Origin of the sequence: Fodinisporobacter ferrooxydans (genome assembly GCF_022818495.1) — a bacterium.
Classification (GTDB): domain Bacteria; phylum Bacillota; class Bacilli; order Tumebacillales; family MYW30-H2; genus Fodinisporobacter; species Fodinisporobacter ferrooxydans.
The window spans coordinates 283935-308566 of sequence record NZ_CP089291.1 but is presented as its reverse complement, the minus strand read 5'-3'; the positions used below and the strand labels follow the sequence as shown (position 1 = coordinate 308566).

At 41.5% G+C, this 24632-nt stretch carries 21 protein-coding genes; 19 read left to right on the top strand and 2 right to left on the bottom strand.

Going from position 1 to position 24632, the window contains the following annotated elements:
• The first annotated feature begins 63 nt into the window (after positions 1 to 63).
• The 4 genes from araD to LSG31_RS01670 all read left to right on the top strand — a co-directional run bounded on the left by araD (position 64) and on the right by LSG31_RS01670 (position 4775).
• Positions 64 to 759, top strand: coding sequence for an L-ribulose-5-phosphate 4-epimerase (araD, locus tag LSG31_RS01685; RefSeq protein ID WP_347437712.1), 696 nt, complete (start codon positions 64 to 66; stop codon positions 757 to 759).
• Between the two features lie 358 nt (positions 760 to 1117).
• Positions 1118 to 2617 (top strand): sugar ABC transporter ATP-binding protein, encoded by a 1500-nt coding sequence (locus tag LSG31_RS01680; RefSeq protein WP_347437711.1) that lies wholly within the window; start codon positions 1118 to 1120, stop codon positions 2615 to 2617.
• 22 nt (positions 2618 to 2639) lie between these two features.
• A complete protein-coding gene (locus tag LSG31_RS01675) occupies positions 2640 to 3644 on the top strand; it encodes an ABC transporter permease (RefSeq protein WP_347437710.1) in 1005 nt (334 codons plus the stop codon).
• Positions 3645 to 3758: 114 nt separating this feature from the next.
• Entirely contained in the window at positions 3759 to 4775 is a 1017-nt protein-coding gene (locus LSG31_RS01670) for a substrate-binding domain-containing protein (RefSeq protein WP_347437709.1), read from the top strand.
• A 172-nt stretch (positions 4776 to 4947) separates the two neighbouring features.
• On the opposite strand, the gene LSG31_RS01665 is transcribed toward LSG31_RS01670, so the two are convergent.
• Positions 4948 to 6804 carry an IS1634 family transposase gene (locus LSG31_RS01665; RefSeq protein ID WP_430734230.1) on the bottom strand — a complete coding sequence of 619 codons (1857 nt, stop codon included), beginning with the start codon at positions 6802 to 6804 and terminating at the stop codon, positions 4948 to 4950.
• A gap of 126 nt (positions 6805 to 6930) precedes the next feature.
• Here LSG31_RS01665 and LSG31_RS01660 point away from each other — a divergent pair, with 126 nt between their 5' ends.
• Both LSG31_RS01660 and LSG31_RS01655 read left to right on the top strand, forming a co-directional pair.
• Positions 6931 to 7341, top strand: coding sequence for a GerAB/ArcD/ProY family transporter (locus LSG31_RS01660; RefSeq protein WP_347437707.1), 411 nt, complete (start codon positions 6931 to 6933; stop codon positions 7339 to 7341).
• 198 nt (positions 7342 to 7539) lie between these two features.
• Positions 7540 to 7827 carry a hypothetical protein gene (locus LSG31_RS01655; protein WP_347437706.1) on the top strand — a complete coding sequence of 96 codons (288 nt, stop codon included), beginning with the start codon at positions 7540 to 7542 and terminating at the stop codon, positions 7825 to 7827.
• Between the two features lie 26 nt (positions 7828 to 7853).
• Here LSG31_RS01655 and LSG31_RS01650 read toward each other — a convergent pair whose 3' ends face one another.
• The gene (locus tag LSG31_RS01650) at positions 7854 to 8768 is read right to left on the bottom strand and encodes a cyclase family protein (RefSeq protein ID WP_347437705.1); all 915 of its coding nucleotides are present in this window, start codon (positions 8766 to 8768) and stop codon (positions 7854 to 7856) included.
• A gap of 488 nt (positions 8769 to 9256) precedes the next feature.
• Between LSG31_RS01650 and LSG31_RS01645 the strand changes: the two genes are divergently transcribed.
• The 13 genes from LSG31_RS01645 (at position 9257) to LSG31_RS01585 (ending at position 24179) form a co-directional block, all read left to right on the top strand.
• The gene (locus LSG31_RS01645; protein ID WP_347437704.1) at positions 9257 to 10471 is read left to right on the top strand and encodes a substrate-binding domain-containing protein; all 1215 of its coding nucleotides are present in this window, start codon (positions 9257 to 9259) and stop codon (positions 10469 to 10471) included.
• A gap of 59 nt (positions 10472 to 10530) precedes the next feature.
• Complete coding sequence (locus LSG31_RS01640) at positions 10531 to 12027, top strand: sugar ABC transporter ATP-binding protein (protein WP_347437703.1); 1497 nt, start codon at positions 10531 to 10533, stop codon at positions 12025 to 12027.
• Positions 12027 to 12992: an ABC transporter permease gene (locus tag LSG31_RS01635; RefSeq protein ID WP_347437702.1), complete on the top strand. Its 966-nt coding sequence runs from the start codon at positions 12027 to 12029 to the stop codon at positions 12990 to 12992. Before LSG31_RS01640 ends, LSG31_RS01635 begins: the two co-directional genes overlap by 1 nt.
• A gap of 15 nt (positions 12993 to 13007) precedes the next feature.
• Entirely contained in the window at positions 13008 to 14021 is a 1014-nt protein-coding gene (locus LSG31_RS01630; protein ID WP_347437701.1) for an ABC transporter permease, read from the top strand.
• 26 nt (positions 14022 to 14047) lie between these two features.
• On the top strand, positions 14048 to 15082 hold the full coding sequence (locus LSG31_RS01625) for a LacI family DNA-binding transcriptional regulator (RefSeq protein ID WP_347437700.1): 1035 nt from the start codon (positions 14048 to 14050) through the stop codon (positions 15080 to 15082).
• A complete protein-coding gene (locus LSG31_RS01620; RefSeq protein WP_347437699.1) occupies positions 15057 to 15809 on the top strand; it encodes a cyclase family protein in 753 nt (250 codons plus the stop codon). Before LSG31_RS01625 ends, LSG31_RS01620 begins: the two co-directional genes overlap by 26 nt.
• Before the next feature lie 9 nt (positions 15810 to 15818).
• Positions 15819 to 16958, top strand: a complete 1140-nt coding sequence (locus LSG31_RS01615; RefSeq protein ID WP_347437698.1) for a glycerate kinase family protein — start codon at positions 15819 to 15821, stop codon at positions 16956 to 16958.
• Between the two features lie 151 nt (positions 16959 to 17109).
• Positions 17110 to 18288, top strand: coding sequence for a thiolase family protein (locus tag LSG31_RS01610; protein ID WP_347437697.1), 1179 nt, complete (start codon positions 17110 to 17112; stop codon positions 18286 to 18288).
• Between the two features lie 36 nt (positions 18289 to 18324).
• The gene (fabG, locus tag LSG31_RS01605; protein WP_347439415.1) at positions 18325 to 19062 is read left to right on the top strand and encodes a 3-oxoacyl-ACP reductase FabG; all 738 of its coding nucleotides are present in this window, start codon (positions 18325 to 18327) and stop codon (positions 19060 to 19062) included.
• Between the two features lie 52 nt (positions 19063 to 19114).
• Complete coding sequence (locus tag LSG31_RS01600) at positions 19115 to 19987, top strand: 3-hydroxyacyl-CoA dehydrogenase family protein (RefSeq protein WP_347437696.1); 873 nt, start codon at positions 19115 to 19117, stop codon at positions 19985 to 19987.
• Positions 19984 to 21561 (top strand): acyl CoA:acetate/3-ketoacid CoA transferase, encoded by a 1578-nt coding sequence (locus tag LSG31_RS01595; RefSeq protein ID WP_430734261.1) that lies wholly within the window; start codon positions 19984 to 19986, stop codon positions 21559 to 21561. Before LSG31_RS01600 ends, LSG31_RS01595 begins: the two co-directional genes overlap by 4 nt.
• 111 nt (positions 21562 to 21672) lie before the next feature.
• Positions 21673 to 22428: an N-acyl homoserine lactonase family protein gene (locus LSG31_RS01590; protein WP_347437694.1), complete on the top strand. Its 756-nt coding sequence runs from the start codon at positions 21673 to 21675 to the stop codon at positions 22426 to 22428.
• A 167-nt stretch (positions 22429 to 22595) separates the two neighbouring features.
• Complete coding sequence (locus LSG31_RS01585) at positions 22596 to 24179, top strand: acyl CoA:acetate/3-ketoacid CoA transferase (RefSeq protein WP_347437693.1); 1584 nt, start codon at positions 22596 to 22598, stop codon at positions 24177 to 24179.
• The last annotated feature ends 453 nt before the right edge of the window (positions 24180 to 24632 follow it).

Sequence of the window (24632 nt, the reverse complement as noted above, 5' to 3'; positions counted from 1 at the left end):
ACACAAATCAGGAAGAACTGTACTTGTTGAAATAGGTACAAGGAAAGACAGGGAGGAAACATTATGTTAGAACAGTTGAAAAAGGATGTTTTAGAAGCCAATCTTCAGCTTCCAAAACATGGTTTAGTCACTTTTACCTGGGGGAATGTAAGCGGAATTGACCGGGAAGCGGGATTGTTTGTCATTAAGCCAAGTGGCGTACCATACGATCAACTTACGTTAGAGGATTTGGTCGTACTGGATTTGGATGGTAACAAGGTGGAAGGCAAGTTAAATCCATCGTCTGATACGCCTACACATCTTGCGTTATATAAAGCGTTTCCACAGATCGGTGGAATTGTGCATACACATTCGCCTTGGGCAACAAGCTTTGCACAAGCAGGTCGACCCATTCCAGCCTTGGGTACCACACATGCAGATTATTTTTATGGTTGGATTCCCTGTACCAGAGAAATGACAGCTGCAGAAATCGAAAACCAATACGAGCTGGAAACGGGGAAGGTGATTGTTGAAACATTCAAGGAATTACAGTTGGATCCTATGCAGATCCCGTCCGTGCTTGTACGTAATCATGCTCCGTTCTGTTGGGGGAAAGATGCGGACAACGCCGTGCATAATGCTGTAGTTTTAGAAGAGGTTGCTAAGATTGCATTCCATACGTATGTGCTGAATCCGGCAGTGGGTCCAATGAATCAGGTTCTATTGGATAAACATTTTTTGAGAAAGCATGGATTAAACGCATATTATGGGCAAAAGTAAAAAGCTCATTGAATAAGATGGTTTTTTTTGAAAAATTAGGTTATAAAAACAACTTGTACGTACATCGAAAAGTTTGTATAATTTAACTGAAAGCAATTACATTTCTAATAGAGATAAAGAATTTATTTATGTTGCCTATTTTAAGAAACTGAATGGCGCGAGGTTGGCGTATCATCAATGCGTTGGCTCTCGTTATTAGGGAAAACTTTGATTTTCTGTGAAACCGTTTTTTGAAAGCGTCTATCTATTGAAAACTTTTTTTAAAACCATTAAGTGTTGCAAACCGCCAGTTCGCAACAACCTGTAGTCAAACATGTAGAATGTTGTACGGATATCCGTATAAGTGGAGGTGACCGAAATGTCAGTACATGCACTTCTTGAGACACGAAACATTATAAAGCGCTTCCCTGGTACAGTTGCTTTAAATAATGTGTCTCTCCAGTTTTATCCAGGTGAAATTCATGCCATTATGGGTGAAAACGGTGCAGGTAAATCAACGTTATTAAATATTCTTACGGGGTCTTTATCACCTACTTCAGGGGAAGTTTTGTTAAACGGTAAGACAGTCCATTTTCGAACTCCAAATGAGGCTCGTTTAAATGGAATTTCAATCGTACACCAAGAAATGAGCCTATTTCCGGAAGTAACAGTACTGGAAAATGTTGTGGTAGGGATTACACCCCATAGGTTTGGATTTATCGATAAACGGAAAATCATTCAGTTGGCAAACACCTATTTTAAACGATTTGACATTGATTTTGAGCTGGATAGCCTGGTTAAAGACTTAAGTGTATCGCAACAACAAATTGTGGAGATTGTAAAAGCACTATTGGTAAAAGCAGATGTTTATATTTTCGACGAACCGACGGCAACTTTAAGCAGTAAGGATGTTGAACACTTATTTGAAATTTTTGATGATTTGAAACATCAAGGGAAAGCTATTGTGTATGTAAGCCATAAATTCGATGAAATATTCAGGATTTCAAACCGGATATCTATCTTGCGTGATGGCCAGCACATTGGGACAGAGTTGGCTCAAAATTTAGATTCTGCCACTGTGATCAAGATGATGGTTGGTCGGTCACTCGATCAAATTTATCCGGAAAAAGGGACTGTTAGTGAAGAGCGTATCTTTCGTGTAACGAATCTGGACGCCGGCGAAAAATGCCAAAATGTATCATTCGATTTACACCGTGGCGAAATTCTGGGTGTGTTCGGGCTTGTGGGATCTGGCCGTACAGAAATTATGAGGGCTTTAACCGCTATTGATCCACGTCAGAGTGGCGAGTTTGAACTGTTTGGGAATTCTGTTCGTATACGAAGCGTGAAAGATGCGATTCACCATGGGATTTACTACCTGACGGAAGACAGGAAACAACAAGGGCTGTTTTTGAAAATGTCGATTGATGAAAATGTTGCCGTCACCCATTTGAAAAAAGCATCACGTAGTGGGATGGTAGATTCACAATATGTAAAAGAAGTAAGCAAAAAGGTCCTAAAAGATTTACGTGTGAAAGCATCATCTACGGAACAGCTTGTAGGGAGTCTCAGCGGGGGAAACCAACAAAAAGTCATGATCGGCAAGTGGTTGACACTGAATCCGAAAATATTGATTTTGGACGAGCCTACCCGCGGGATTGATGTGGGCGCGAAATCAGAAATTCATCAATTGCTGCGGCAACTGGCAAACGAGGGGTTTGGCGTTATCGTCATATCTTCAGAATTGCCAGAAATTGTGGGGCTAAGTGATCGCGTACTTGTCATCCACAAAGGCCAAATAGTAGGAAATCTGACGGGATCACAAATCAATGATGAAGAGATCATGTCGTATGCATCCGGTTTGGAAACCGTAAGTTAACACGATTGAGGAGGGTAAGTTGATGTCTAGTGAAAACGTTATTAAAGGTGGTTCAGCAGATACAATGGTTAAAAAACCATCTTTATTTGCAAAATTGAGCAAAATACGGGAAGTTACAATTTTTGCTGTCATTATTCTATTAGCTATTATTCTATCTGTAATAAGCCCGACATTTTTAACGGCTGATAATCTGACAACAACTGTCATGGGGGTTGTCATGATGGGGATTGTAGCTGTAGGTATGACAGTGGCCCTGGTATCCGGTGGATTTGATCTTTCGGTTGGCTCCGTGATGTCAATGGCGGGTGTATTAACCGGAAGTTTGGCGCTAAGCGGAATGAATATTTGGATTGCGGCTTTGATTGGATTGTTGGCAAGTTTGGCTTCTGGTGTATTAACCGGAACATTCATTGGTAAAGTAGGTATTAACCCATTTATTATGACGTTGGGTATGCAAGGTGTGATACAAGGTATTGCGTATGTTTTGACACAGGGGGCGCCAATTTCTGTAACTGGAATGTCACCGTCCTTCCTCTTCCTTGGACAGGGGAAAATTGCCGGTATTCCGACATTAATATGGATTTTGTTGATTGTCGTAATTGTGAGCGATTATATTATGCGTCGAGCGGTTGTTGCCAGAAAAGTTTACTATCTCGGAAGTAACGAAAAGGCGGCATATCTTTCCGGTGTTGGTGTAGCTCGCGTAAAAATTTGGATTTATATTTTGACAGCAGTTCTTTCTGGTTTAGCAGGCTTGTTAACACTGTCCCGGTTTAGTGTGGCTGCTCCGACTGCCGGAATTGGGATGGAATTGCAGGCGATCGCAGCATGCGTCATCGGCGGTGCAAGTTTAACAGGTGGTGAAGGTACAGTTTTGGGCGCCTTGTTAGGAAGCTTGCTTGTCGGTTTGGTAAATGATGCGCTGGTTTTATTGAATGTATCTGTTTACTGGCAAAGTTTGGTTACCGGTTTTGTTCTGATTGCTGCAGTTACATTAGATGTGTTAACACACAGAAATAAAGCGTAATTGGGTTTAGATTGATAAAAGTGTAAACATCTTTAAATTGTGCCCAATACGGCACAGTTTAAAACAAAATTTATAACAGAATTCAAAACGAATGAATAGAAAGGGGAAAATGAAATGAAATCCAAAAAATTTTTAGCTTCTCTTGGCGTTATCGGTGCATTGACTGTTGGCCTTGCAGGTTGTGGTACAAGTAGCAGTACACCATCCGGTGTAGCAAATAACACATCTGCATTAAAAGGTAATACAAACGAAACGTATTATATGGTGACATTCTTATCAGGTATTGAATATTGGAAAGGCGTTTATGCCGGAATGCAGGACGCAGCAAAAGCCCTTGGCGTTAAAACTGTATATACAGGGGCGCCACAATATGATATCAATCAAGAGGTAACTACACTGCAACAGGTTATTGCGAAAAAACCAGCAGGAATTTTGGTAACTGCTATCAATCAGAAGGCACTTACACCAGTTATCAACCAAGCAATTGCACAAGGTATTCCGGTTATCACGTTTGACTCCGATGCTCCAAACAGTGAACGTTATGGGTATTTAGGTACAAGTAATGTAGAAGCAGGTCAAAAAGCAGCCAAATTCCTTGGGAAACAACTGGGCGGGCATGGACAAGTTGCAATTGTCTCCACACCTGGCGAATTGAATCTTGATCAACGCGTACAAGGATTTAAGGAAGAAATGCAAAAGGATTATCCAGGTGTACAGATTGTCGCAGAGGAAAACGGAAATTCGGATCAAATTAAAACAGCACAGGTTACATCAACATTACTTCAAAAATATCCAAATCTCGCTGGTGTGTTCGCAACAGAAGCGGATGAAGGAACAGGGGTAGCTACGGCTGTTAAAGAAGCCAATAAAACAAATTCAATCAAGATTGTAAGCTTTGATACAGACAAATCTACATTACAACAAATTCAATCCGGAGAGATCACAGCAACCATTGCACAAGGTACCTGGAACATGGGTTACTGGGGTACAATGGAAGCATTCATGGTTCATCACAACTTGACAAAACCGGTTGCCGATTGGAAAACGGCTAAAGTTGATCCGGTTCCGCCAAGTGTTGATACTGGTGTTACCGTTATTACAAAAAATAACGTAAGCTCTTATTTGAAATAATGCTGTATATAAGGGTTTGATATACTTGTAGTATTTGGGGGCGTCGCTAACTACTTCAAAAAGTAGTTTTGCGACGCCCCCTTGCTCATCTATATGCATTCCTTAACCCAACTTTCCGCACTTAATCGCGTGAAACCTTGACCTGACTGGATTTTTAAAATTTTGTCGGTCACTACAACCTTTTTGCTATCACCGTATGTTTACGTTTGAGCGGATCTTTAACATTGAGCAAACGATAGATTTCCTGATGAGCGCTCTCCGGCGTACTTGAAATCCGAACGTGGTGAATCTGGTCTTGATCATCAGTGAGTATGATTGTGCTGCGTTGATACGTAGATAATGCCTTACACACCGTCGACCATTGGCGATGATCATCTTGCTCGGCGAGTGTCTTCTCAATACAAATGAGCAAGTGATACGCAAGAACGGAAATAAACAGATGACCTTCTGTTCTGCTCTTTTGCTGATGATAAACCGGGCGCATGCCCAAATCCGTTTTGAGCGAACGAAACGCCTCTTCGATTTTTGTGAGTGTTGTATATAGACGCCAAATGTCAGCCGCCGCCAAGTCTTGATGGCTTGTTTCGATCACATAACAACCCGTCAGGGTTTGGCGCTTCACGCGGCTTTCTTTTTTGTCATAAGTGACTGTCGTCACCTTCTTCTGTGCATCATCAAGTTGCAGTACGATGTCATAGTGAGAAGCGGTGCTTGGATAACGCTCTTTCAGTCGGCCTACCCGTTCACCAACCTTTTCAACAAGTTGAATGTTCCCTTTGGTGACGGAAGCCTGCAAGCGGCCAAGATCCTGCAGAAAACGTTCTTCCTTGAGCGCATCCATTGCTTGCTCTTTTTGTTCGCGTCCTACACTTAGGCAGAGTACTCTCGATCCGTTCTCCCACAGGAGTTTTTTGACATACACTGTCCCAGAGGCAATTTCATGGCCAATGGGTTCGAACGTGGTTTTGGCTTGCTCAAACTCCTGAACGTACTCCTTCTCGACAGCTCTGCGCTCGACGATCAAATACGGATATCCGACGGATTTGAGCAATTGGATAGTTTCTTTGGTGGCAATCCCACGATCCATGACGATTGTAGGCCGTTCCTGCGAAAAGAGTTGCGGCTCTTCTGGTACGTACAAGTGCTTTAGAATTTCCGGCAATGTTTGCGGTTCAGACTGGTTACCACCATAAATACGACTGAAAATCGGAAAACCGCGTTGATCCACCACAAGCGCTAGCGTCACCAGTGGTCGCTCGGTACGTTGTTCTTTAGAATTACCCCGCTTGGCCAGCGCATTGTTCTTACACTGGCCCTCGAAATAGGTGTTGGTCAAATCGTACAAAAACAACGTTGTCTGACTCGGGAATAAGAGCGCCTCCTGATCTCTGAGCGCCTTCTCTATCTTGTCTTTATGCGCAAGCAGGATGTCTGCAATCTCATATACAGCATCTTTACGGATGTTAGAGAGATCAACAGGCAACAGTTCCAACAAGGCAGTCTGGTTGCGAAGCCAGTTCCAAGATGCAAGATCACTGGAAGGTGCCACGAGTCGGCCAATTATCACTGCCTGAGCCAGGGCTTGCTGTTCCGTGGAAAGTCCGCAGTTCTGGAGGATTTGGTTAAACCCAAGGTGTTCCCAAAAGGTATGCGCCACTAATTCCGGTCCTAATGAGCGATACTCAGAAGTTGCGATACTTTGCAAATCTATCGTTACCAAATCGCGTTGCTCGTGCCGTTGTTGCTTTTCTTGTGACTTCGTTTGAACGAAGTGATAATGTTTCATGGCTGCATCGGCAGCCTCGACTATGGTAGCGTCTTCAGTAAAAAGAGACTCCTGTCCGGCTAAACGAGACTCCAACACAGCAGCAAGCTTGCGCCAGTCGGATTTAGGCAGCGTAAGCGTGCCCAGTTCCATAATAACCCGCTGACGCGGCCCTTTGTCGGTACGATAGGACTCGACCAATTGATGTTTGATGTAGGTTGTATTCGATTTTTTATGTTTGGTAGATGTTTGTCGTATGAACATACCTCTAAGTATAGCAGAAGTGTAAAATAAAGTAAATACTATATTTAAATATTAGGTCACTACATTTGCGATTTTGAGGAGCGCCCCCAGTAATAGCAAGGATTTTCGGCTATAAAAAAGCAGTTTTTGCTCCGAATTGGACAAAAACTGCGGAAAGTTGGGCTAACATTTGGTTCCAATCTGCCTGCAAAAATGTGGTATCCATTTTTTGATATGGTGCGATTCATTTCGATGATGGAGTTTATCCAAAACATTGATGCACTGGTTGTGATTCTATGGATTTTGAGTGTTTTTGTACATTTATCACTTAATTTCTTTATTGCAAGCTACGGAACCGCTCAATGGCTAGGCGTGAAAAATTGGCGAATCATCATATGGTTTATTATTCCTTTCGAGTTTTTATTTGCAACAACATGGCTCCCAAGAGTTACTGTACACACTGATGATGTTAAAATATGGGCATATTTTGTATTTCCAATTAGTATGATTGGGGTTCCATTGCTGTTATGGATTGTCGGTACTTTACGCAAAAAATGATAAAAGTGTGAAATTGGAATGGAGATATTTTAGATATTTGATATACGAACACTGCCACATCTCGTTTGTCAATATGACATTTCCTCTCACGTCGACTTTGTGGTGTACCGGTTGTAGTGGTAAATAACACGAAACCGCAAGAAAACGCGCCAGTAGTGGAACCGATGAGTGCATTTGTGCCTGCTGCGGAACCTGTAGTTGCAAGTGGCAAGTTTGGCTTATTTTACGTTCGATTTCGGCGTGAATCCGATTGGGGCAAGCGCACAGGTTGCGCCAGTTGTGGAAGTTGAGCCTGTGTATGAGCCGAGCGTGCTTATTGTCACCAATGCAGAGCTGCGGGCATCGTTTGGCTTTGTCCAAAGCGAAAAAGGTCAACAAGAAGAAAGTGGCGAACGACGATCAGCAGTTAGCGTTTTTACTCTATTCAAATACTTTTCAGGTACGGGGACGCAAATTTGTGCGTCCCCTTACCGAAGGGTATTCTAATAATGAGAGTTGAAACGAATTAAAGATTAGACAATAGCAAGTGGATTAATCATGGAACCAGTAGCATTTCTTACTGTAAGGGGTGCCGCGACAAAAAGAAATTCATAAACCTGATCACGAGCCAATGCCTCGACTTCCACAAACTCCATAATATGAATACCTTCCTGTATTAGGAAATAGGTATGCACAGGGTGGGGGTTATTAAGATCTATTGCGGGAATTTGTTCAAGTGATTCATTATCTCCACCAATATTCACTACACCTTTTTCACTAAGCCATTTTGCGGCATCCAAATTGATCCCGGATCCAAAAAAGTCTTGAGCTTCCGGGGAAGGCCATTTTTGCATATAACCCGTTCGAATGAGAACCGTATCACCGTTTTGAATGGCAACTCCTTGGGAGTTTGCGGTTTTGTCCAGGATTTCGGCAGTGATTGCAAAATGACGAGGCAAAATATCAACACCAACATACTTAGGAATATCGAGTAACACTCCACGGCTAAAAATAGGAAGAAACTTAGAACCGTCAGCTTTTAAAGGACCTTTATCTCCTAAATCCTTCTCTGCGTTAAAGTTGTTAAACCAATGATTATCAAGCCCACAGGTTATGTGAGCAAAGGAATCTATATGAGTTCCCGTATGCATAGTTCCAAAAATTACTTCACTAAGCACTCGCATATTGTCGGAATTGTTTTCTTCCATCCAAGGCTGATCTTGTTCATTTACCAGGCCCATGGGAGTACGATAACCGATAACTTCAAAAGGAGGATGGATCGGATGAACAGGCATTCCTCGATAACGCTCTGTTCCTAAATCATACACAATCCCTTTTTTAACTAATTGTGCAGCTTGGATTATTGATTGGTTAGTTGTATGTGAATAAACTCTTCCCATTTCATTAAGATTAAAAATTTTTTTGTAAACGCTATCATTCGATTCCAAAAAAAAACCACCTCCGTACCCAAGTTTAACGAATATTGATCAAGAATTCAAAACAAAATCTAAACGTTTAAAATTGAATCTATATAAATCATATTCTGATAAGCATTTAGAGTCAATAATAAAATTTAGTGTTTTTTTAAAAGATTGGAAACGTAAAAAATGGGGTTGACTTTAACTCTTTTTCAGAATATGATTTGGGCAAGCCTTTCTAAACGATTAGAACTAAACGATTAGAATTTGAAAAAGGGGGATTCCAAGGCTTTCAGTTACGAAATTATGGCCAGCAGATGTTGAGGGCAAAAATGTCAAATGGAAAATGTATTGTAGGTTGAATGACGGTTTTACTAGTTTAGCAAAAATGTAAAGTATCAAAAAGAGATAGTAGGTTAATATTTTTAGTACTATTGAAAGCGTTATCACTTCAGTTTTTAAAGTTCCACTTTATCGAATTGTAAAATTAAACCCATTTTTAATAAGGAGATGCGATAATGAAACGTGAAGTTACTTTTTTTCTCGGAGCAACTCTGGCTACATCTCTCGTTTTAACTGCTTGTGGAAGTAACGGAACTTCAACTTCAAGTTCAAACCAAACTAAATCTACTGCCATCTCTTCAAAAAGCAATAAAACTGGAAACTTTGTGTTAGACTATGTTCCAAAAAAGAAAAACGGATTTACTGTTGGATTCAGTAATGGGTATTTTGGAAATACATGGCGAAGTCAATATGTTGATGGTGCTAAGGCTATAGGTGATAAATTAAAAAAAGAGGGGGTTCTTAAGGATCTTATTATTCAAAATACCAACGGGGTTCCTGATCAAATTGCGGCGATTCAAAACATGATCAACCAAGGTGTGGATGCGCTCGTTATTGACCCGGTTTCGTCTAGTTCACTTAGCGCAGTCGTTGCGAAAGCGGTATCAAAAGGGATATTAGTTATCATTGATGATGATCCGGCGAATTACCCGAACACAATAAATGTTACAAATGATAACTATGCATTTTGGAAAATTCAAGCAAAATGGTTAGCGGAACAGCTTCACGGAAAAGGAAATATTGTTGAGATTACCGGAATCGCTGGAAACAGTGCAGATCAACTTCGTCAAAAAGCTGCTAATGATGTTTTGAAAAATTATCCTAACATCCATGTTCTTGCTTCTGCCCCAGGAGGGTGGGACGAAACGAAAGCGAAACAGGCCATGTCGAATTTCCTATCTGCATATAAAAACATTGATGGAATTTTGGAACAAGACGTAATGGCAGATGGAGTTCTCCAAGCCTATAAAGCTGCCGGGAAACAACCTCCAGTTATGACCGGTGACTATACCTATGGATTTCTTCGAAAGTGGAAGAACCAATATCCAAACTTGAATACCATGACGACTCCATATGCACCAGGGGTCGGTGCTGATGGAGTAGAAGTAGCCGTTCGATTGCTTGAGGGATATAAGCTGAAACCAAATGTATTGGTTCAGAATCCATTACAACCTGGCGTGAAAAACACCATTATGAACCCTGCTCCATATGTAGTCACCAAAACGGCCGATCCGAATGGAGCTTGGATGAAAGGTTTAGATTCGAGAACCAAAGCGATCGGGTTAGATGATGCGTTAAAGATTGGGAAAGGTCAACCGGATGGAGCATCACTTGACTCCGTGTGGTCCGAACAAGATCTTGATAGTTTATTTAGTAAACCAGCTAAGTAAGCATGAAAAAGGAATACGTAAATCTACGTATTCCTTAAATTTCCTTAAAGGAGGACGCTATGCCTTTTTTTGATTGTAAACATATTGTGAAGACATACGGGTCCGTCGTTGCCATTCGAGATGCCTCCTTATCGCTTGAAAAAGGAGAAATCCGTGCCATCTTGGGTGGGAATGGTTCCGGCAAAAGTACATTGGCCAAAATTATAGGAGGAGCTGTAAAACCAAATTCTGGGGAATTATTTTTAGTAGGAGAACCCTATAAAGTTCATTCACCAGCACAAGCAAAAAAGAAAAGGGTTGTTATTACCTCACAAGAACTAAGTCTTTTAATGAATTTAACTGTTGAAGAAAACTTGGTTCTTCCCTCGATCCCGAAAAAAATGGGGCTTTGGACCAATAGAAAGGAAATGGAAAAACGAGCTGCAAAAGTATTGGAACAGATTGGCCTTACTGATCGTGCAAAGACGTTAGCAGGTGATCTCCCGGCCAATGAGCAATTTATGGTAGAGTTTGCGAAGTCTTTGCTGCAAGATCCTCAAATTCTAATTGTCGACGAAATTACATCCGCTCTTTATCGGGAAGAAGTGGAAATTTTTAAACGTATTGTTCGAGAACTAAGTGATCAAGGATGCTCGATCCTTTTCATCTCACATCGAATGAATGAAATATTTTCTTTATGTTCCACTGTTACAGTCATGAGAAACGGGTTAGTTATAGGAACTTATGATATCAAGGACGTCGATGAAGAAACCTTGTTATCGTTACTAACCGGTCCAAAAGAAAAAAGCAATGTAGAAATCCCTGATATGGAAGAACAGGTTACTTCTAACAATGTATTATTATCAGTAAATGGAATGCAGTTGAAACGATTTGGAAGCTCGATTAACTTAAATGTTTACCAAGGGGAGGTTATTGGGATCGCAGGGTTGCAAGGGCAAGGACAATCGGATTTTGTTCGAACCCTGTTTGGGTTGACGGGGCCAGTGGATATCGAATTGGATGGAAAACCGATCCATCTTTCTTCGGGTCGAAAATCGGTTAAAGAAGGTCTTGCTTTTCTGTCTGGAGATCGGGAGCGAGAAGGGACGTTTGCAGGAAGATCCATCTCGGAAAATTTAGCTGCTGTCAATGAAGGGGCATTAGGGCGTCCTTCATTAAATGAAGAAGAGTTGCTCAAAGAATATGGGGTAAAATATGATACTCCGGCACAACCCATCAAGAATTTAAGTGGGGGAAATCAACAAAAAGTGGTGTTGGCACGCTGGACTGGTTCAAAACCCAAAGTTCTTTTAGCGGATGATCCCACCAAAGGGATTGATGTCCCGGCGCGTCGGGATGTACATGAAGTTTTCAAAAAGCTAGCTGCAGTAGGTTCCGCCGTCATCATGGTATCAAGTGATGATGAAGAGTTGGTCAACCTAGCGAGAATGGTGAAAAATTCACGGATTTTAGTTATGTATCATGGACAGTTTGTTCGAGAACTTAAAGGAGAAGAGATGACCGTTCATAATATTATTGCGGCTTCATTACCAAGGGAAGGAGTGGAGACACACTAATGGAAATAAAAAAACAGTTTTTAGGTTGGACATCTTTTCCGTCCTTGGCACTTGTCGTATTGCTTACAATCATTAATACGTTTGTAGTAAATAACTTTTTAAGCGTTTCTTACGCATCAAGTTTCTTCGGCGATTACACGCCGTTAATTATTGCAGCGATAGCTCAGACTATTGTGTTGATTGGAAGTGGAATTGATCTTTCCATTGGGGGAATCATCTCGTTAGTGGTTGTTGTGGTCGTGACGTTAGCGGACCCCAACGGTCATTACCAATTCCCCCTTCCTGTTGCAATGGTTATTGGTACTGTATTAGGTGGTGCAGTGGGTGCCTTAAATGGATTGATCATTGGGTATTTACGTGTCACTCCGTTACTGGCGACTTTAGCAACGACCTCCATTGCCGAAGGATTAGCTTTAACCATTATGCCTCAACCGGGCGGTAGTATATCCACAGATTTTACAACGTGGTACGGCTCATCTCTTTTAGGTATTATACCCGCCCCAATTGTGTTTATTCTGATTGCTTTAGCGATTTGGATGTTGTGGAAATATTCGCCGAAGGGCCTGCAACTTTACGCTATGGGACGTGATATAAACAAAACCTATGTTTCAGGAATTGCCGTGCAACGGATCCAATTATTGATGTATATAAGTTCTGGTATCCTTTCCGCGATCGCTGCTTTAGCTTTATTGGGGACAACTGGAGCAGGAGATCCACTCATCGGAACCACGTATACACTCTATGCCGTAGCGGCAAGTGTTATTGGTGGCGTTTCTCTTATGGGAGGCAGTGGGGATACATTTGGAGCTATTTTTGGTTCAATCTTTTTAGGGTGTGCCTTTACTTTGGTGTTCTCCATTCATTTGGAGAGCTATTATCAAAATTTAGCATCAGGGGTTATCGTATTGCTAGGGATTATTGGGGCCTCGATGTTAAAAAAGAAGAAGTTTTCACTAAGTTCTTAGAATAGGAGGGGGACTATGCAATCTCAAACCCAAATAGAAGTTAAAAACCAACATGAAGAACCAATCAAGTTTTCAGGATTCCAAAAATGGAAAAGCCGTTATAAGCTGTATATACCTTCACTATCAGCAAGTATTCTTCTATTGATTTTAGGACAAATATTAAGCCCTGGTTTTGCTTCATTAAGCAATATTGGGAATATCCTTTCCATGGCTACTGTCTTAGCAATTGCTACAATCGGGCAGACGATTATCATCATTTCCGGAAAGGAAGGGATTGATCTTTCTGTCGGAGCCATGATGTCCATGGGGGCGTTGCTTGGGGCGGAATTTTCGCAAGGGATGAATGATAAAATTTGGCTGGCTATTCTTGTTTTAGTAGTGATCGGATCCGTATTCGGTTTCATTAATGCTGCAGCGATTCAATGGTTAGACATTCCACCCTTAGTAATGACATTAGGAATGACTTCTGTAGTCAACGGATTTGCACTGGCTTATACAAAAGGACAACCAACAGGAGGTGCACCAAGTTTATTAATTCAATTGGGAACTGGCCATCTTGCTTCTATACCTCTCATGGTAATATTAGGTATGATTTTGATCGTAATCGTTGAGGTTTTGTTACGGAAGACTCGTTATGGAAGAAATTTATATTTGTCGGGAAGCAATCACAAAGCAGCCTTAATAGCAGGAATTCAAGTGAACAAAACAGTATTTTTAACTTATATAATCGCCGGAATTGCTGGTACATTGGGAGGACTAATTCTCCTTGGTTTCACTGGAACCGCTCAATTAGAGATGGGAAAAGATTACTCTCTGCTATCCATCGCTGCTGTCGTGATTGGCGGAACGGCATTAACCGGTGGCGAAGGGAAATTTTCTGGATCGGCATTAGGGTCTATTGTACTTGTTCTTTTGACTTCTGTGTTAATTGCGTTAAAAATGCCGGCGGGAATACGCGAATTGATTCAGGGTGTCATTCTTCTCTTGATCCTGATGATGTATTCTCGTGCTCCTAAACTTCGCCAATAGAATTTATAACTAGGGGTAAATAATAAATGGTTACAATGAAGCAAGTTGCAGAAAAATCAGGGTTTTCCGTTGCTACAGTGTCAGCTGTCATCAATAATCTCCCAGTGGTTAGTGAAAAAGCAAAAGTACAAATTCTAAAAGCGATTGAAGAATTAGGATATCGTCCCAATGTTGTTGCACGAAGTATGAAAACTTCAAAAACCTCATCGATTGGAATCATTGTTCGGGATATTACGAATCCTTTTTATCCCAAGGTTATTTCAAGTTTGGAAGAGGTTGCATGGTCCTACGGCTATGAAGTGTTCCTTTGCAATACTGAAAACAATGTGGAAAGAGAACGGAAATATATCGATAATTTAATAGGAAAACGTGTTGATGGTATTATTATCACAACTGCTCAATTGGAGCGAGATGAATACTATGAGAAATTGCGGAAGCTGAAGATTCCATATGTGTTTTTAAACCGAAAACCAGAACAACTTTTAGAAAATGAGTTTTTTGTTGGGACAGACAATTGTCTAGCCGTTGAAAAAGTGATTGCCCATTTAGCAAATATGGGATACAAAAAAATCTCCTTTTTATGTGGACAATTGCATCTCTCCACCTTTCGGGAACGATATGATGGATTCCTTAAAGGAATGAAGAATCAAAACCTCGAGATCGAACAAAAATGGATCTGTATTGGCGATTACTCGCAGGAAAAGGGTTATGAATATGCTCAAAGGATGCTTAAAGATAAAAATATTCCGGAAGTGATTGTTTGTTCAAGTGATCTTTTGGCTTTCGGCGTATATACAGCTTTTAAAGAAAATGGAATTCGAATTCCCGAAGATGTTGCTCTGACGGGACTGGATAATAATCCGTTTGGCCACTTGATTGATCTTAGTTCAGTGGATATGCAACATAAAGCTTTAGGTGAAATTTCTGCGAAAATCCTAATGGAACTTTTAAATCAACAACCAGTTAACCAACAAACACGCGAAATACTATTAGAACCACAATTGGTTTTGCGAAAATCTTGTGGAGTAGAATTGCATGTGGGGAGAGATAAACATGAGTAGCTTAGCAACACTTTCTTCAATATTCTCGAACAGTAAAGTGGTGGATTTAACGGTCTTGTTAGAAAATGGGATTCCACGTTGGCCTTCCCACCCCCATTTGATAATCGATCCGACCGTTAACCATGAGCATGATGGATATTATTGTCAATCGATTTCCATGCCGGAACATTGTGGGACTCATGTGGATGCACCTCATCATGTTCATGCCGACCTTTCTTCCTTGACAATTGAACAGGTTAAACCAGATGCGCTGATCGGAACCTGTACCGTCATTGATTTATCGGATCGCGAATGGAAACCAGGCGAACGTGCTACTTTAGCTGACATTCAACAAGCATTGAATAAATCAGGGGTTCAGATTGAAGAACAAGATATTGTTCTTTTAAATTTTGGATGGTTGAAGAAGTATTGGTCGAAAGGGATTCAATGGAAGTACTATGCAACCAATCAACCCGGACTTGCGGAAGATGTTGCTGAGTATATGATTCAAAAGAAAATTAAAGCTTTTGGAACAGATACGATTGCTGTAGGAACCCCCGTAAATAACGGAAAAGAAGAGTATTGCTATTTCCATCAACGAGTTTTACGAAAAGAAATTTATCTGATGGAGTGTCTGGTCAATTTAGAACAACTCCCGGCAAAATGTTTTTTTATTGCAACCCCTTTAAAAATTGATCGAGGTTCAGGTTCACCGATTCGGGCTTTGGCCTTCGTGCCTCAAAAGTAGGTGAAGGGGATGAAATATTTAATTGCACCCGATTCGTACAAGGGGAGTCTATCTGCCCTTCAAGTCGCTCAAGCGATGAAGCGCGGTGTATTGAAGGTAGATCCCCATGCAATAGTGAATCTTTTACCGATGGCTGATGGGGGCGAGGGAACCGTTGAAGCGTTGGTTGAAGCTGTCAAAGGGGAAATGATCCATTGCCAAGTCACCGGGCCTTTAGGGGAACCTGTATCGGCTTTTTATGGACTTTTCCCTGAGGGAAAAACCGCGATAATTGAAATGGCGGCAGCTTCCGGACTCCCTCTTGTCCCCAAAGAACTTCGAGATCCAATGCTGACTACTACCTTTGGAACAGGGGAGTTGATCCGACAGACGTTAGACCGGGGATGTACTCGATTGATTATTGGAATCGGGGGTAGTGCTACAAATGATGGTGGAATAGGAATGGCACAGGCTCTTGGTTACCATTTTATCGATCAAAACGGTGAAGAAATCCCTTTTGGTGGAGGTTCTTTGTACAAGATTCAAACGATCGATGTAAAAAATAGAGACCCCCGTTTAGAAAACGTGCAAGTGATTGTCGCATGTGATGTAGATACTGTATTGTGCGGTGAACGAGGAGCATCTGCTGTATTTGCACCTCAAAAAGGGGCTACCTCCAAAATAGTTGGCTTGCTGGATCAAGGATTGGCCCATTTGGCCGATAAAATAAAAGAAACTCTAGAAATGGATGTTATTTCCATGCCCGGGGGTGGTGCGGCTGGAGGATTGGGAGCTGGATTAGTTGCTTTTCTTGGTGCTACATTAAAAAGTGGAATTGAAATCGTAATGGATGAATGCGGATTTGATCAATTTGCTCAAGATGCAGATTTGGTTTTGACTGGAGAAGGAAATACGGATCTTCAAACGGTCATGGGAAAAACTCCGGTAGGTGTAGCCAAACGGGCCAAGCAATTTCAACGTCCTGTGATTTGTTTATCTGGTGGTCTTGGAGATGGATATCAAGAAATTTATCAACATGGAATCGATGCAGCTTTTAGTATTATGCCGCGGCCCGGGACTATCGAAGAGGCTTTTGAGTTTGGCGCAATATGGATTGAGGAGATGGTTGAGTCCGTAGTACGAATTTTTTCTATTAACGTAGGAAAATGAACTTAGCCTAAAAAAAATTTACATCTTTTTTCATAAAGTTGTAGTATAATGAATTCAAAGTTCTAAACGTTTAGATTTTTTCTTAACGTTTAATGATAACGATTTCAAATGATTACAAGTTAGAAATAGCGATTACAAGGAGGATGAAAAAATGAAAGACGTAGTTATCGTAGGAGGCGCACGTACGGCAATTGGAACCATGGGGGGAGTCATTAAAGATGTCCATGCTGCCGATTTGGGTGCAACGGCGATTAAAGAAGCTATGAAAAGAGCGGGGATTACCGCTGAATTGGTAGAAGAAGTCATTATGGGGTGTGTTGGGCAAGTAGCAGAGAGTGCTTTTATTGCACGGATGTGTGCCCTTCGTGCAGGGTTGCCTACACATTCTACTGCTTTAACTGTCAATCGCCTTTGCGGTTCGGGACTTCAAGCAATTAACAGTGCAGTTCAAACCATTCAAAGTGGGAATGCGGAAATCGTGGTTGCAGGTGGTACGGAAAATATGGATTTGTTACCTTATTACGTTCGCAAAGGACGTTATGGTAACCGTTTGGGACATGAGATATTGGAAGATGGGTTGTTAACGGCGCTAACCGATCCGTTTGGAAAGTACGCAATGGGTGTGACAGCAGAAAAAGTGGCAGAGCGTTTTAACATAAGCCGTGAAGATCAGGATACTTTTGCATTAGCCAGTCAGGAAAAAGCTTTGCTGGCGATTGCTAACGGATACTTCAGTGAAGAAATCGTGCCAGTCGCGGTGAAAGGACGCAAAGGGGAAGTTACCTTCTTTGATCAAGATGAACATCCACGCCAAACCTCTTTGGAAAAGCTAGCGAAACTGAAGCCTGCGTTTAAAGAAGGGGGAAGTGTGACTCCGGGGAACGCTTCAGGAATCAATCAAGGAGCTGCGGCTGTCGTTGTCATGACGAAAGAAAAAGCGGAAGAATTAGGATTGAAACCGCTTGTTTATATACGTGAGCAAGCCGTGGCCGGTGTTGACCCTGAAATCATGGGCTTTGCACCAGCACCAGCGGTTAAAAAAGTTTTAGCGAAAGCAAATTTGACGTTAGATGACATTGATTTAATTGAATTAAATGAGGCATTTGCAGCCCAAGCCGTTGCGGTAATTCGTGATTTGGAAGTCGATGAAGCAAAAGTCAACCCAAACGGGGGAGCTGTTGCTCTGGGACATCCTATTGGTGCAACAGGTGCGATCCTTACGGTCAAATCCCTCTATGATATGAAGCGTCGTGGATTAAAACGTGCAATTGTAACGATGTGTATCGGCGGTGGGCAAGGCATCGCTACGATCTTCGAAAATATTCAATGAAAATACTGAGAGAACTAGGGAGGGGAAAATAACATGATCGAATTTAACGGGAAAGTGGCGATTGTCACAGGTTCTGCCCGTGGATTAGGGCGAGGGATTGCTGAAAAATTAGCTTCCCTAGGAGCACAAGTTATTATTAGTGATATCAACGAAGAAGGTGTCGAAAAAACGGCTTCCGAATTTCGGGAAAAAGGGTACTTGGCCGATACGTTTGTAGCCAATGTTGCGGATCGTGAACAAGCAAATGCATTGATTCAGTTTGCTATCACCAAATATGAAAAATTGGATATTTTAGTGAACAACGCTGGGATCAACCGCGATGCTATGATTCATAACATGACTTCCGAACAATGGGATAGCGTGATTTCCGTAAATTTGACAGGTGTATTCAACTGTCTCCAGCCGGCTGCGACCCATATGCGGGAACGCGGCTATGGACGTATCGTCAACATCTCTTCTGCCAGCTGGTTAGGAAATATCGGACAGGCAAACTATGCGGCAGCGAAAGCGGGAGTTATAGGATTAACCAAAACAGCAGCTAGGGAATTAGCTAAGTTTAATGTTACGTGTAATGCTATTTGCCCAGGTTTTATCGAAACAGATATGACACGTGGAGTGCCGGAAAAAGTGTGGGATATCATGGTTTCGAAAATTCCATTGGGACGTGCAGGCAAGCCAGAGGACGTAGCCAATTGCATCGCATATTTAGCTTCCGATGCTGCTTCGTATATCACTTCAGAAGTCATCAACGTGGGTGGCGGATTTATTCTTTAAAAATATTAAGGGGACCGAATGGTCCCCCTTACAAGAAGAAAGGAGAAAAAGCATGGAAATCAAAAATGTGGGAGTCGTAGGAGCAGGTTTAATGGGGACGGGTATCGCCCAGGTCATCGCTGAAGCAGGTTATACAACGAAATGGGTGGATGTTTCCCCATGTCAAATGGAAAAGGGAAGAGACAATATCAAACGTTTACTCCAACGAAAAGTTGAAAAAGGTAGATGTGAAGCTCAACATGTAGATGAAACGTTGTCTCGGTTGCAAAATTTTTCCAAATTGGAGGATATCGCCGATGTTGATTTGGTAATTGAAGCGGTTCCCGAAATTCTTGAGTTGAAGAAAAAAGTTTTTACCCAATTAGATGAAATCATTCAACCGAAAGCTATCCTAGCTTCCAATACATCTGCACTTTCCGTGGCTGCTATTAGTTCCGCCACGAAACGGCCAGAACAAGTCATCGGTGCCCATTTCTTTTATCCCGTTCCGGTTTTAGGGCTTTTGGAAGTAACTCCAGGACTCCTTACTTCCGAAGAGGTATTTCAAACGGTAATGGATTTTGGAAAGAGCATTGGAAAGACTCCAGTAGCCTGTAAAGACTATCCAGGCTTTATCGTCAACCGGATTTTGATCCCAATGGTTAATGAAGCGATTTATTTGGTCATGGAAGGTGTGAAGCCGGAAGATGTCGACGCAGCTATGAAAATTGGCGCCAACCACCCAATGGGACCGATCACTTTGGCTGACTTTGTTGGTCTGGAAACGCTTTTGGCTACCATGGAAGGCTTGTATTACGGATTCCGTGATTCGAAATATCGCCCGTGCCCGCTTTTGGTGAAAATGGTGGAAGCCGGGACACTCGGTAGGAAAACAGGAAGAGGATTCTATAAGTATAATGAAAAAGGGGAAAAGATCTTATGGTGAACAAAGTTGTTCCCGTCTCCTCAGCAGTAGATTTTATTCAAAACGGTTCAACGATTGCGGTTTGCGGGTTTACTCTTATGGGAGCTTGTGAAACCGTTTTAAAAGAAATTGAGAAGCGATTTTTAGAACAGAGGGCTCCTTCTCAATTGACATTGGTTCACTGTGCCGGACACAGCGATCGTGTCAACGGGATCCTTCATTTGGCTCATCCTGGACTTATTCGTCGGATCATTGGTTCACACTGGGGACTGGCACCTAAATGGGGGGAACTGATTCTTAACAATGAGGTAGAGGCGCATTGTCTCCCTCAAGGACAGATGACACACTTGTTCCGAGCAATGGCCTCCGGAAAACCAGGAAACTTTTCGAAAGTCGGCTTAGGAACATTTATCGATCCCCGCGTCGAAGGGGGATTAATGAACGAACAAGCCAAGCAAGCCGGTAGTTTGGTAGAAGTAGTCGATATTAAAGGGGAGGAGTATCTGTTTTACAATGCGATTCCCGTTGACGTTGCGGTTATTCGCGGAACGACCGCTGATGAGTTTGGTAATGTGACGATGGAAGATGAAGCTATCAAGCTTGAGGCAATTTCCATCGCTCAAACTGTCAAACGGTATGGCGGGAAAGTGATTGTTCAAGTGAAGCATGTGGCCCGTCGAGGATCGCTTCATCCCAGACAAGTCGTTGTTCCTGGAATTTATGTCGACGCCATCGTGGTTGCTGAAGACCCTGTTCAAGAGCATCGGCAAACGTCTTGTACGTTCTATGATCCGGTTTACTCAGGAGATTTGAAAGTTGCCGATAGTGCGCTTGATCCGATTCCACTGACAGTTCGCAAAATCATTGGGCGGCGTGGTGTGATGGAGCTATTCCCACAAGCGGTAGTGAATCTTGGAACTGGAATTCCGGGAGACACGATTGGTCCAGTCGCAAGTGAAGAAGGAATCTTAAGGGAGATTATTCTGACCGTTGAATCTGGGGTGATTGGTGGCGTACCCGCTGGTGGAACGGATTTTGGGATTGGCAAAAATGCTGAAGCGATCATCGAACACCCATATCAGTTTGACTATTACAATGGGGCAGGAATCGATATTACCTACATGGGAATTGCCGAAATCGATGTAATGGGGAACGTGAACGTCAGCAAATTTGGTACGAAAGCTGTCGGTTGCGGTGGATTCATCGATATTACGCAGCCGGCAAAAAAAGTATGTTTCCTCGGGACCTTCACGGCAGGTGGGCTGGAAGTTGCCATTGAAGATGGAAAACTAAAAATTCTTCAAGAAGGAAAAAATAAGAAATTTTTAAAACAAGTTAAGCAAATAACATTTAGTGGAAAGTATGCGAGAGAAAATCAACAGCCTGTATTTTTTGTTACAGAACGGGCAGTATTCAAACTTCATGTAGATGGTGTGGAATTGGTCGAATATGCACCTGGTGTTGATATCGAAAAAGATATTATAGGACAAATGGAATTTAAGCCTAGTATTTCTCCAAATTTAAAAGAAATGTCACATGACATTTTTAAAAATCAGGTCATGAATTTCAAACAACAATTCTTCAATTTAAGATAGGATATGGTTCATTCGGATGATCTAGAGAACGGCAGGATGAAATATATTCTTATCGCAAGAAAGCATTGAAATAATGAAAAAGTTAGAATTTTCTAGAGAAGGAGTGATATCGTGAGCAAACTTTGGAAAGTAACTACACTCAAAATGGGCGAATTGTTTGTGGAAAAATCCTCGTTAACCTATCAAAAAGATTTAGGACAATACCTGTGGATTCCGATGTGGGCAACCGCAATATCTGGAGAAGGATACAATATCCTGGTCGATACAGGAATTCATAGTTTGGAATGGGTGAACGAGAACGTGTGTCCATGTCGGCAAGAAGCGGATGAAACCATTGTCGAGGCTTTGAAAAAAGGGGTAGGGTGGAATCCTGAAGATGTGGACATAGTGATTAACACACACCTCCATTATGACCATTGCGGAAATAATAACCTGTTTAAGAATGCTCAATTTATTGTGCAAAAACGGGAATGGGAAGCGGCTTTTCATCCGATTCCGTGTCAGGATGGCATCTATTTAAGAGAATTATATGATTCCCGTGCTGTGAATTACTCTCAGTGGAGATTTGTAGATGGCGAAGAAGAAGTGGTACCAGGTGTGAAAGTCTTCCCTACCCCTGGACATGCGGATGGACATCAATCGGTCTTAGTGAATACGGAAGAAGGTATCGTTTGTGTATCTGGCGATGTTTCGAACCTTTTAGAAAATATTCGAGAAAATATACCGGCGGGCATTTTAACTTGTACCAAAGCAATCTACGCGAGTATGGAAGCAGTTCGTAAGCGGGCGGAATTTATTATACCGGGACATGAAGGAGCGATTCAAAAATATCAAAGCAGTTGTTTTCCACGAATCTTTAAAGAATAAGAATTTCAATTCTACCGAAAAATATAACAGTCATCGAATCACTTTCGGAATCACTTTCTCATGGCTCTTTTTTCTATTTACCTTTTTTGTAATATGTATTTTTGGGGTCTTTTTGTAATTTTGTTATAATCTCATAAATATAGAATCAATAGATTGAGGTGGCAAAGATGGAAAAGCTGATTAAGGCGGAACAACTAGCTCAAGAGATACACGATGGAAGCACGATCGCACTGGTTGGCTTTGGGGGAATGGGACAATGTGATAAGATTTTGAAAGCCATCGGAAAACGTTTTAAAGAGGAAGGTCATCCGAGAAATTTAACGGTTTTTCATACTGCCGGACAATCAGATAAGTCCAATGGCATTGAATATATTGCAGAAGAAGGCTTGATCAGCCGAGTGATAGGTGGACACTGGGGTCTGGCTCCGAAAATGCGGAAGTTAATTGAAGAAAATAAAGTGGATTGTTATTGTTGGCCACAAGGGCAACTTACTCATCTTTTGCGGGCGATGGCCAATAAATTGCCAGGGCAAATTTCCCCGATTGGATTGGGAACGTTCGTAGATCCCAGAATTGAGGGAGGAAAATTCAATGAGCGAACGAAAGAAAAAGAAGATCTGGTGCACCTTTTGAATATTCAAGGGAATGAATTTTTGTTGTATTCGTCCATTCCATTTGATTATGTCTTTATCCGTGGAACGAGTATTGATGAAAATGGTAATATCACTACAGAAGAAGAACCTTTGAAATTGGAGATTCTTTCAGGAGCCCAAGCAGCAAAAGCATATGGTGGGAAGGTCATTGCCCAAATCAAATATTTAGCCAAGAAAGAGTCTTTTCATCCAAAAGACGTGGTTGTTCCTGGGTATTTAATTGATGGGGCAGTATTGGTGGATGACCCGAATACTGAGCATCGGCAAGTACCAAGTACAGTATTTAACCCTATCTTTTCGGGAGATGTTCGTACACCCACAGGCAATTTTCATCCTATTCCCTTAGATATTCGAAAAGTCATAGGGAGAAGAGCGGTACAAGAATTAAAATCTCCGGTTGTCGTTAATTTGGGGATTGGAATTCCAGGTGATGTGATCGGCCCGATTGCTCAAGAAGAGGGACTCAATCAGACAATTACACTCACTTTAGAATCTGGCGTAATTGGCGGTGTTCCTGTTGGCGGAAATGAATTTGGAATTACACGCAATGCCGATGCGATTATCGAGCATGAATATTTGTTTGACTATTATCATGGTGCCGGGATCGATATCACCTTCATGGGTGCAGCGGAAGTTGACCGATACGGGAATGTGAATGTATCGAAGTTTGGTGGTCGAACCACAGGATGCGGGGGATTTATCGATATCACACAACCCGCGAAACGAGTGGTATTTTGTACAACCTTTACGGGAGGCGGTTTAGAGGTTTCCATCGAGGATGGGCAATTGAACATCCTGCAAGAGGGGAAAATCAAAAAGTTCCGTCAACAGGTCGAGCAAATTACATTTAGTGGGAAATATGCAGCGGCGAATGGAAAACGTGTTTTATATGTCACAGAACGGGCCGTATTTGTGCTAACTGAAAATGGTTTTGTATTAAGCGAAATCGCTCCTGGCATCGATCTGGAAAGGGACATTCTTCAACAAATGGATTTTCAGCCTATAATCGATAAAAATCTAAAAATAATGGATGAATCTATATTCTTGGCGGAACCTATGTCATCTTCCCTTTCAAAGAAATTAGTTAAAGTTATTTGATAGTTTTAAGGTTTTGAATAGAAGAACGATGTATGCAAGATATGCCAAAACAATTCAATCAAGATATAAAATATGGAAATTTCCCCATTTCTTGTAGATTCATATGCAAGAAAATGTAATGGGTTGTAAACAAATAAGATGAAGTAATTTTCGTTATTAGAAATACTATTCTGAATGTTGCATATTGACTAAAAATATATTATTTTCTGTATTGACTGAAAAAAGAAACTAAAATACAATCGAAGTATCCTTTTCGAATCGTTTAGAAATTTTATGGTTTATTTTCTAATCGTTTAGAAAATGGGAAGGATACTGAAATTGATAGATTAGAATAATCAGGTAGATTTGAAAGAACCGAACGAAAGTTATGAGTTGCATGTAAGCGTTTTATTTTCAGGGGGTGGTTTTTTCTTAGATAACTAAGAAAAGGCAGTTAAAACACGGAAAAAAAAC

Coding starts and splice junctions, on each gene's coding strand:
- LSG31_RS01610 (WP_347437697.1), top strand. CDS start 17,110: ATGAAAGACGTAGTTATCGTAGGAGGCGCACGTACGGCAATTGGAACC.
- LSG31_RS01615 (WP_347437698.1), top strand. CDS start 15,819: ATGAAATATTTAATTGCACCCGATTCGTACAAGGGGAGTCTATCTGCC.
- LSG31_RS01630 (WP_347437701.1), top strand. CDS start 13,008: ATGCAATCTCAAACCCAAATAGAAGTTAAAAACCAACATGAAGAACCA.
- LSG31_RS01670 (WP_347437709.1), top strand. CDS start 3,759: ATGAAATCCAAAAAATTTTTAGCTTCTCTTGGCGTTATCGGTGCATTG.
- LSG31_RS01620 (WP_347437699.1), top strand. CDS start 15,057: ATGTGGGGAGAGATAAACATGAGTAGCTTAGCAACACTTTCTTCAATA.
- LSG31_RS01600 (WP_347437696.1), top strand. CDS start 19,115: ATGGAAATCAAAAATGTGGGAGTCGTAGGAGCAGGTTTAATGGGGACG.
- LSG31_RS01585 (WP_347437693.1), top strand. CDS start 22,596: ATGGAAAAGCTGATTAAGGCGGAACAACTAGCTCAAGAGATACACGAT.
- LSG31_RS01680 (WP_347437711.1), top strand. CDS start 1,118: ATGTCAGTACATGCACTTCTTGAGACACGAAACATTATAAAGCGCTTC.
- LSG31_RS01645 (WP_347437704.1), top strand. CDS start 9,257: ATGAAACGTGAAGTTACTTTTTTTCTCGGAGCAACTCTGGCTACATCT.
- LSG31_RS01675 (WP_347437710.1), top strand. CDS start 2,640: ATGTCTAGTGAAAACGTTATTAAAGGTGGTTCAGCAGATACAATGGTT.
- LSG31_RS01625 (WP_347437700.1), top strand. CDS start 14,048: ATGGTTACAATGAAGCAAGTTGCAGAAAAATCAGGGTTTTCCGTTGCT.
- LSG31_RS01665 (WP_430734230.1), bottom strand. CDS start 6,804: ATGTTCATACGACAAACATCTACCAAACATAAAAAATCGAATACAACC.
- LSG31_RS01640 (WP_347437703.1), top strand. CDS start 10,531: ATGCCTTTTTTTGATTGTAAACATATTGTGAAGACATACGGGTCCGTC.
- araD (WP_347437712.1), top strand. CDS start 64: ATGTTAGAACAGTTGAAAAAGGATGTTTTAGAAGCCAATCTTCAGCTT.
- LSG31_RS01635 (WP_347437702.1), top strand. CDS start 12,027: ATGGAAATAAAAAAACAGTTTTTAGGTTGGACATCTTTTCCGTCCTTG.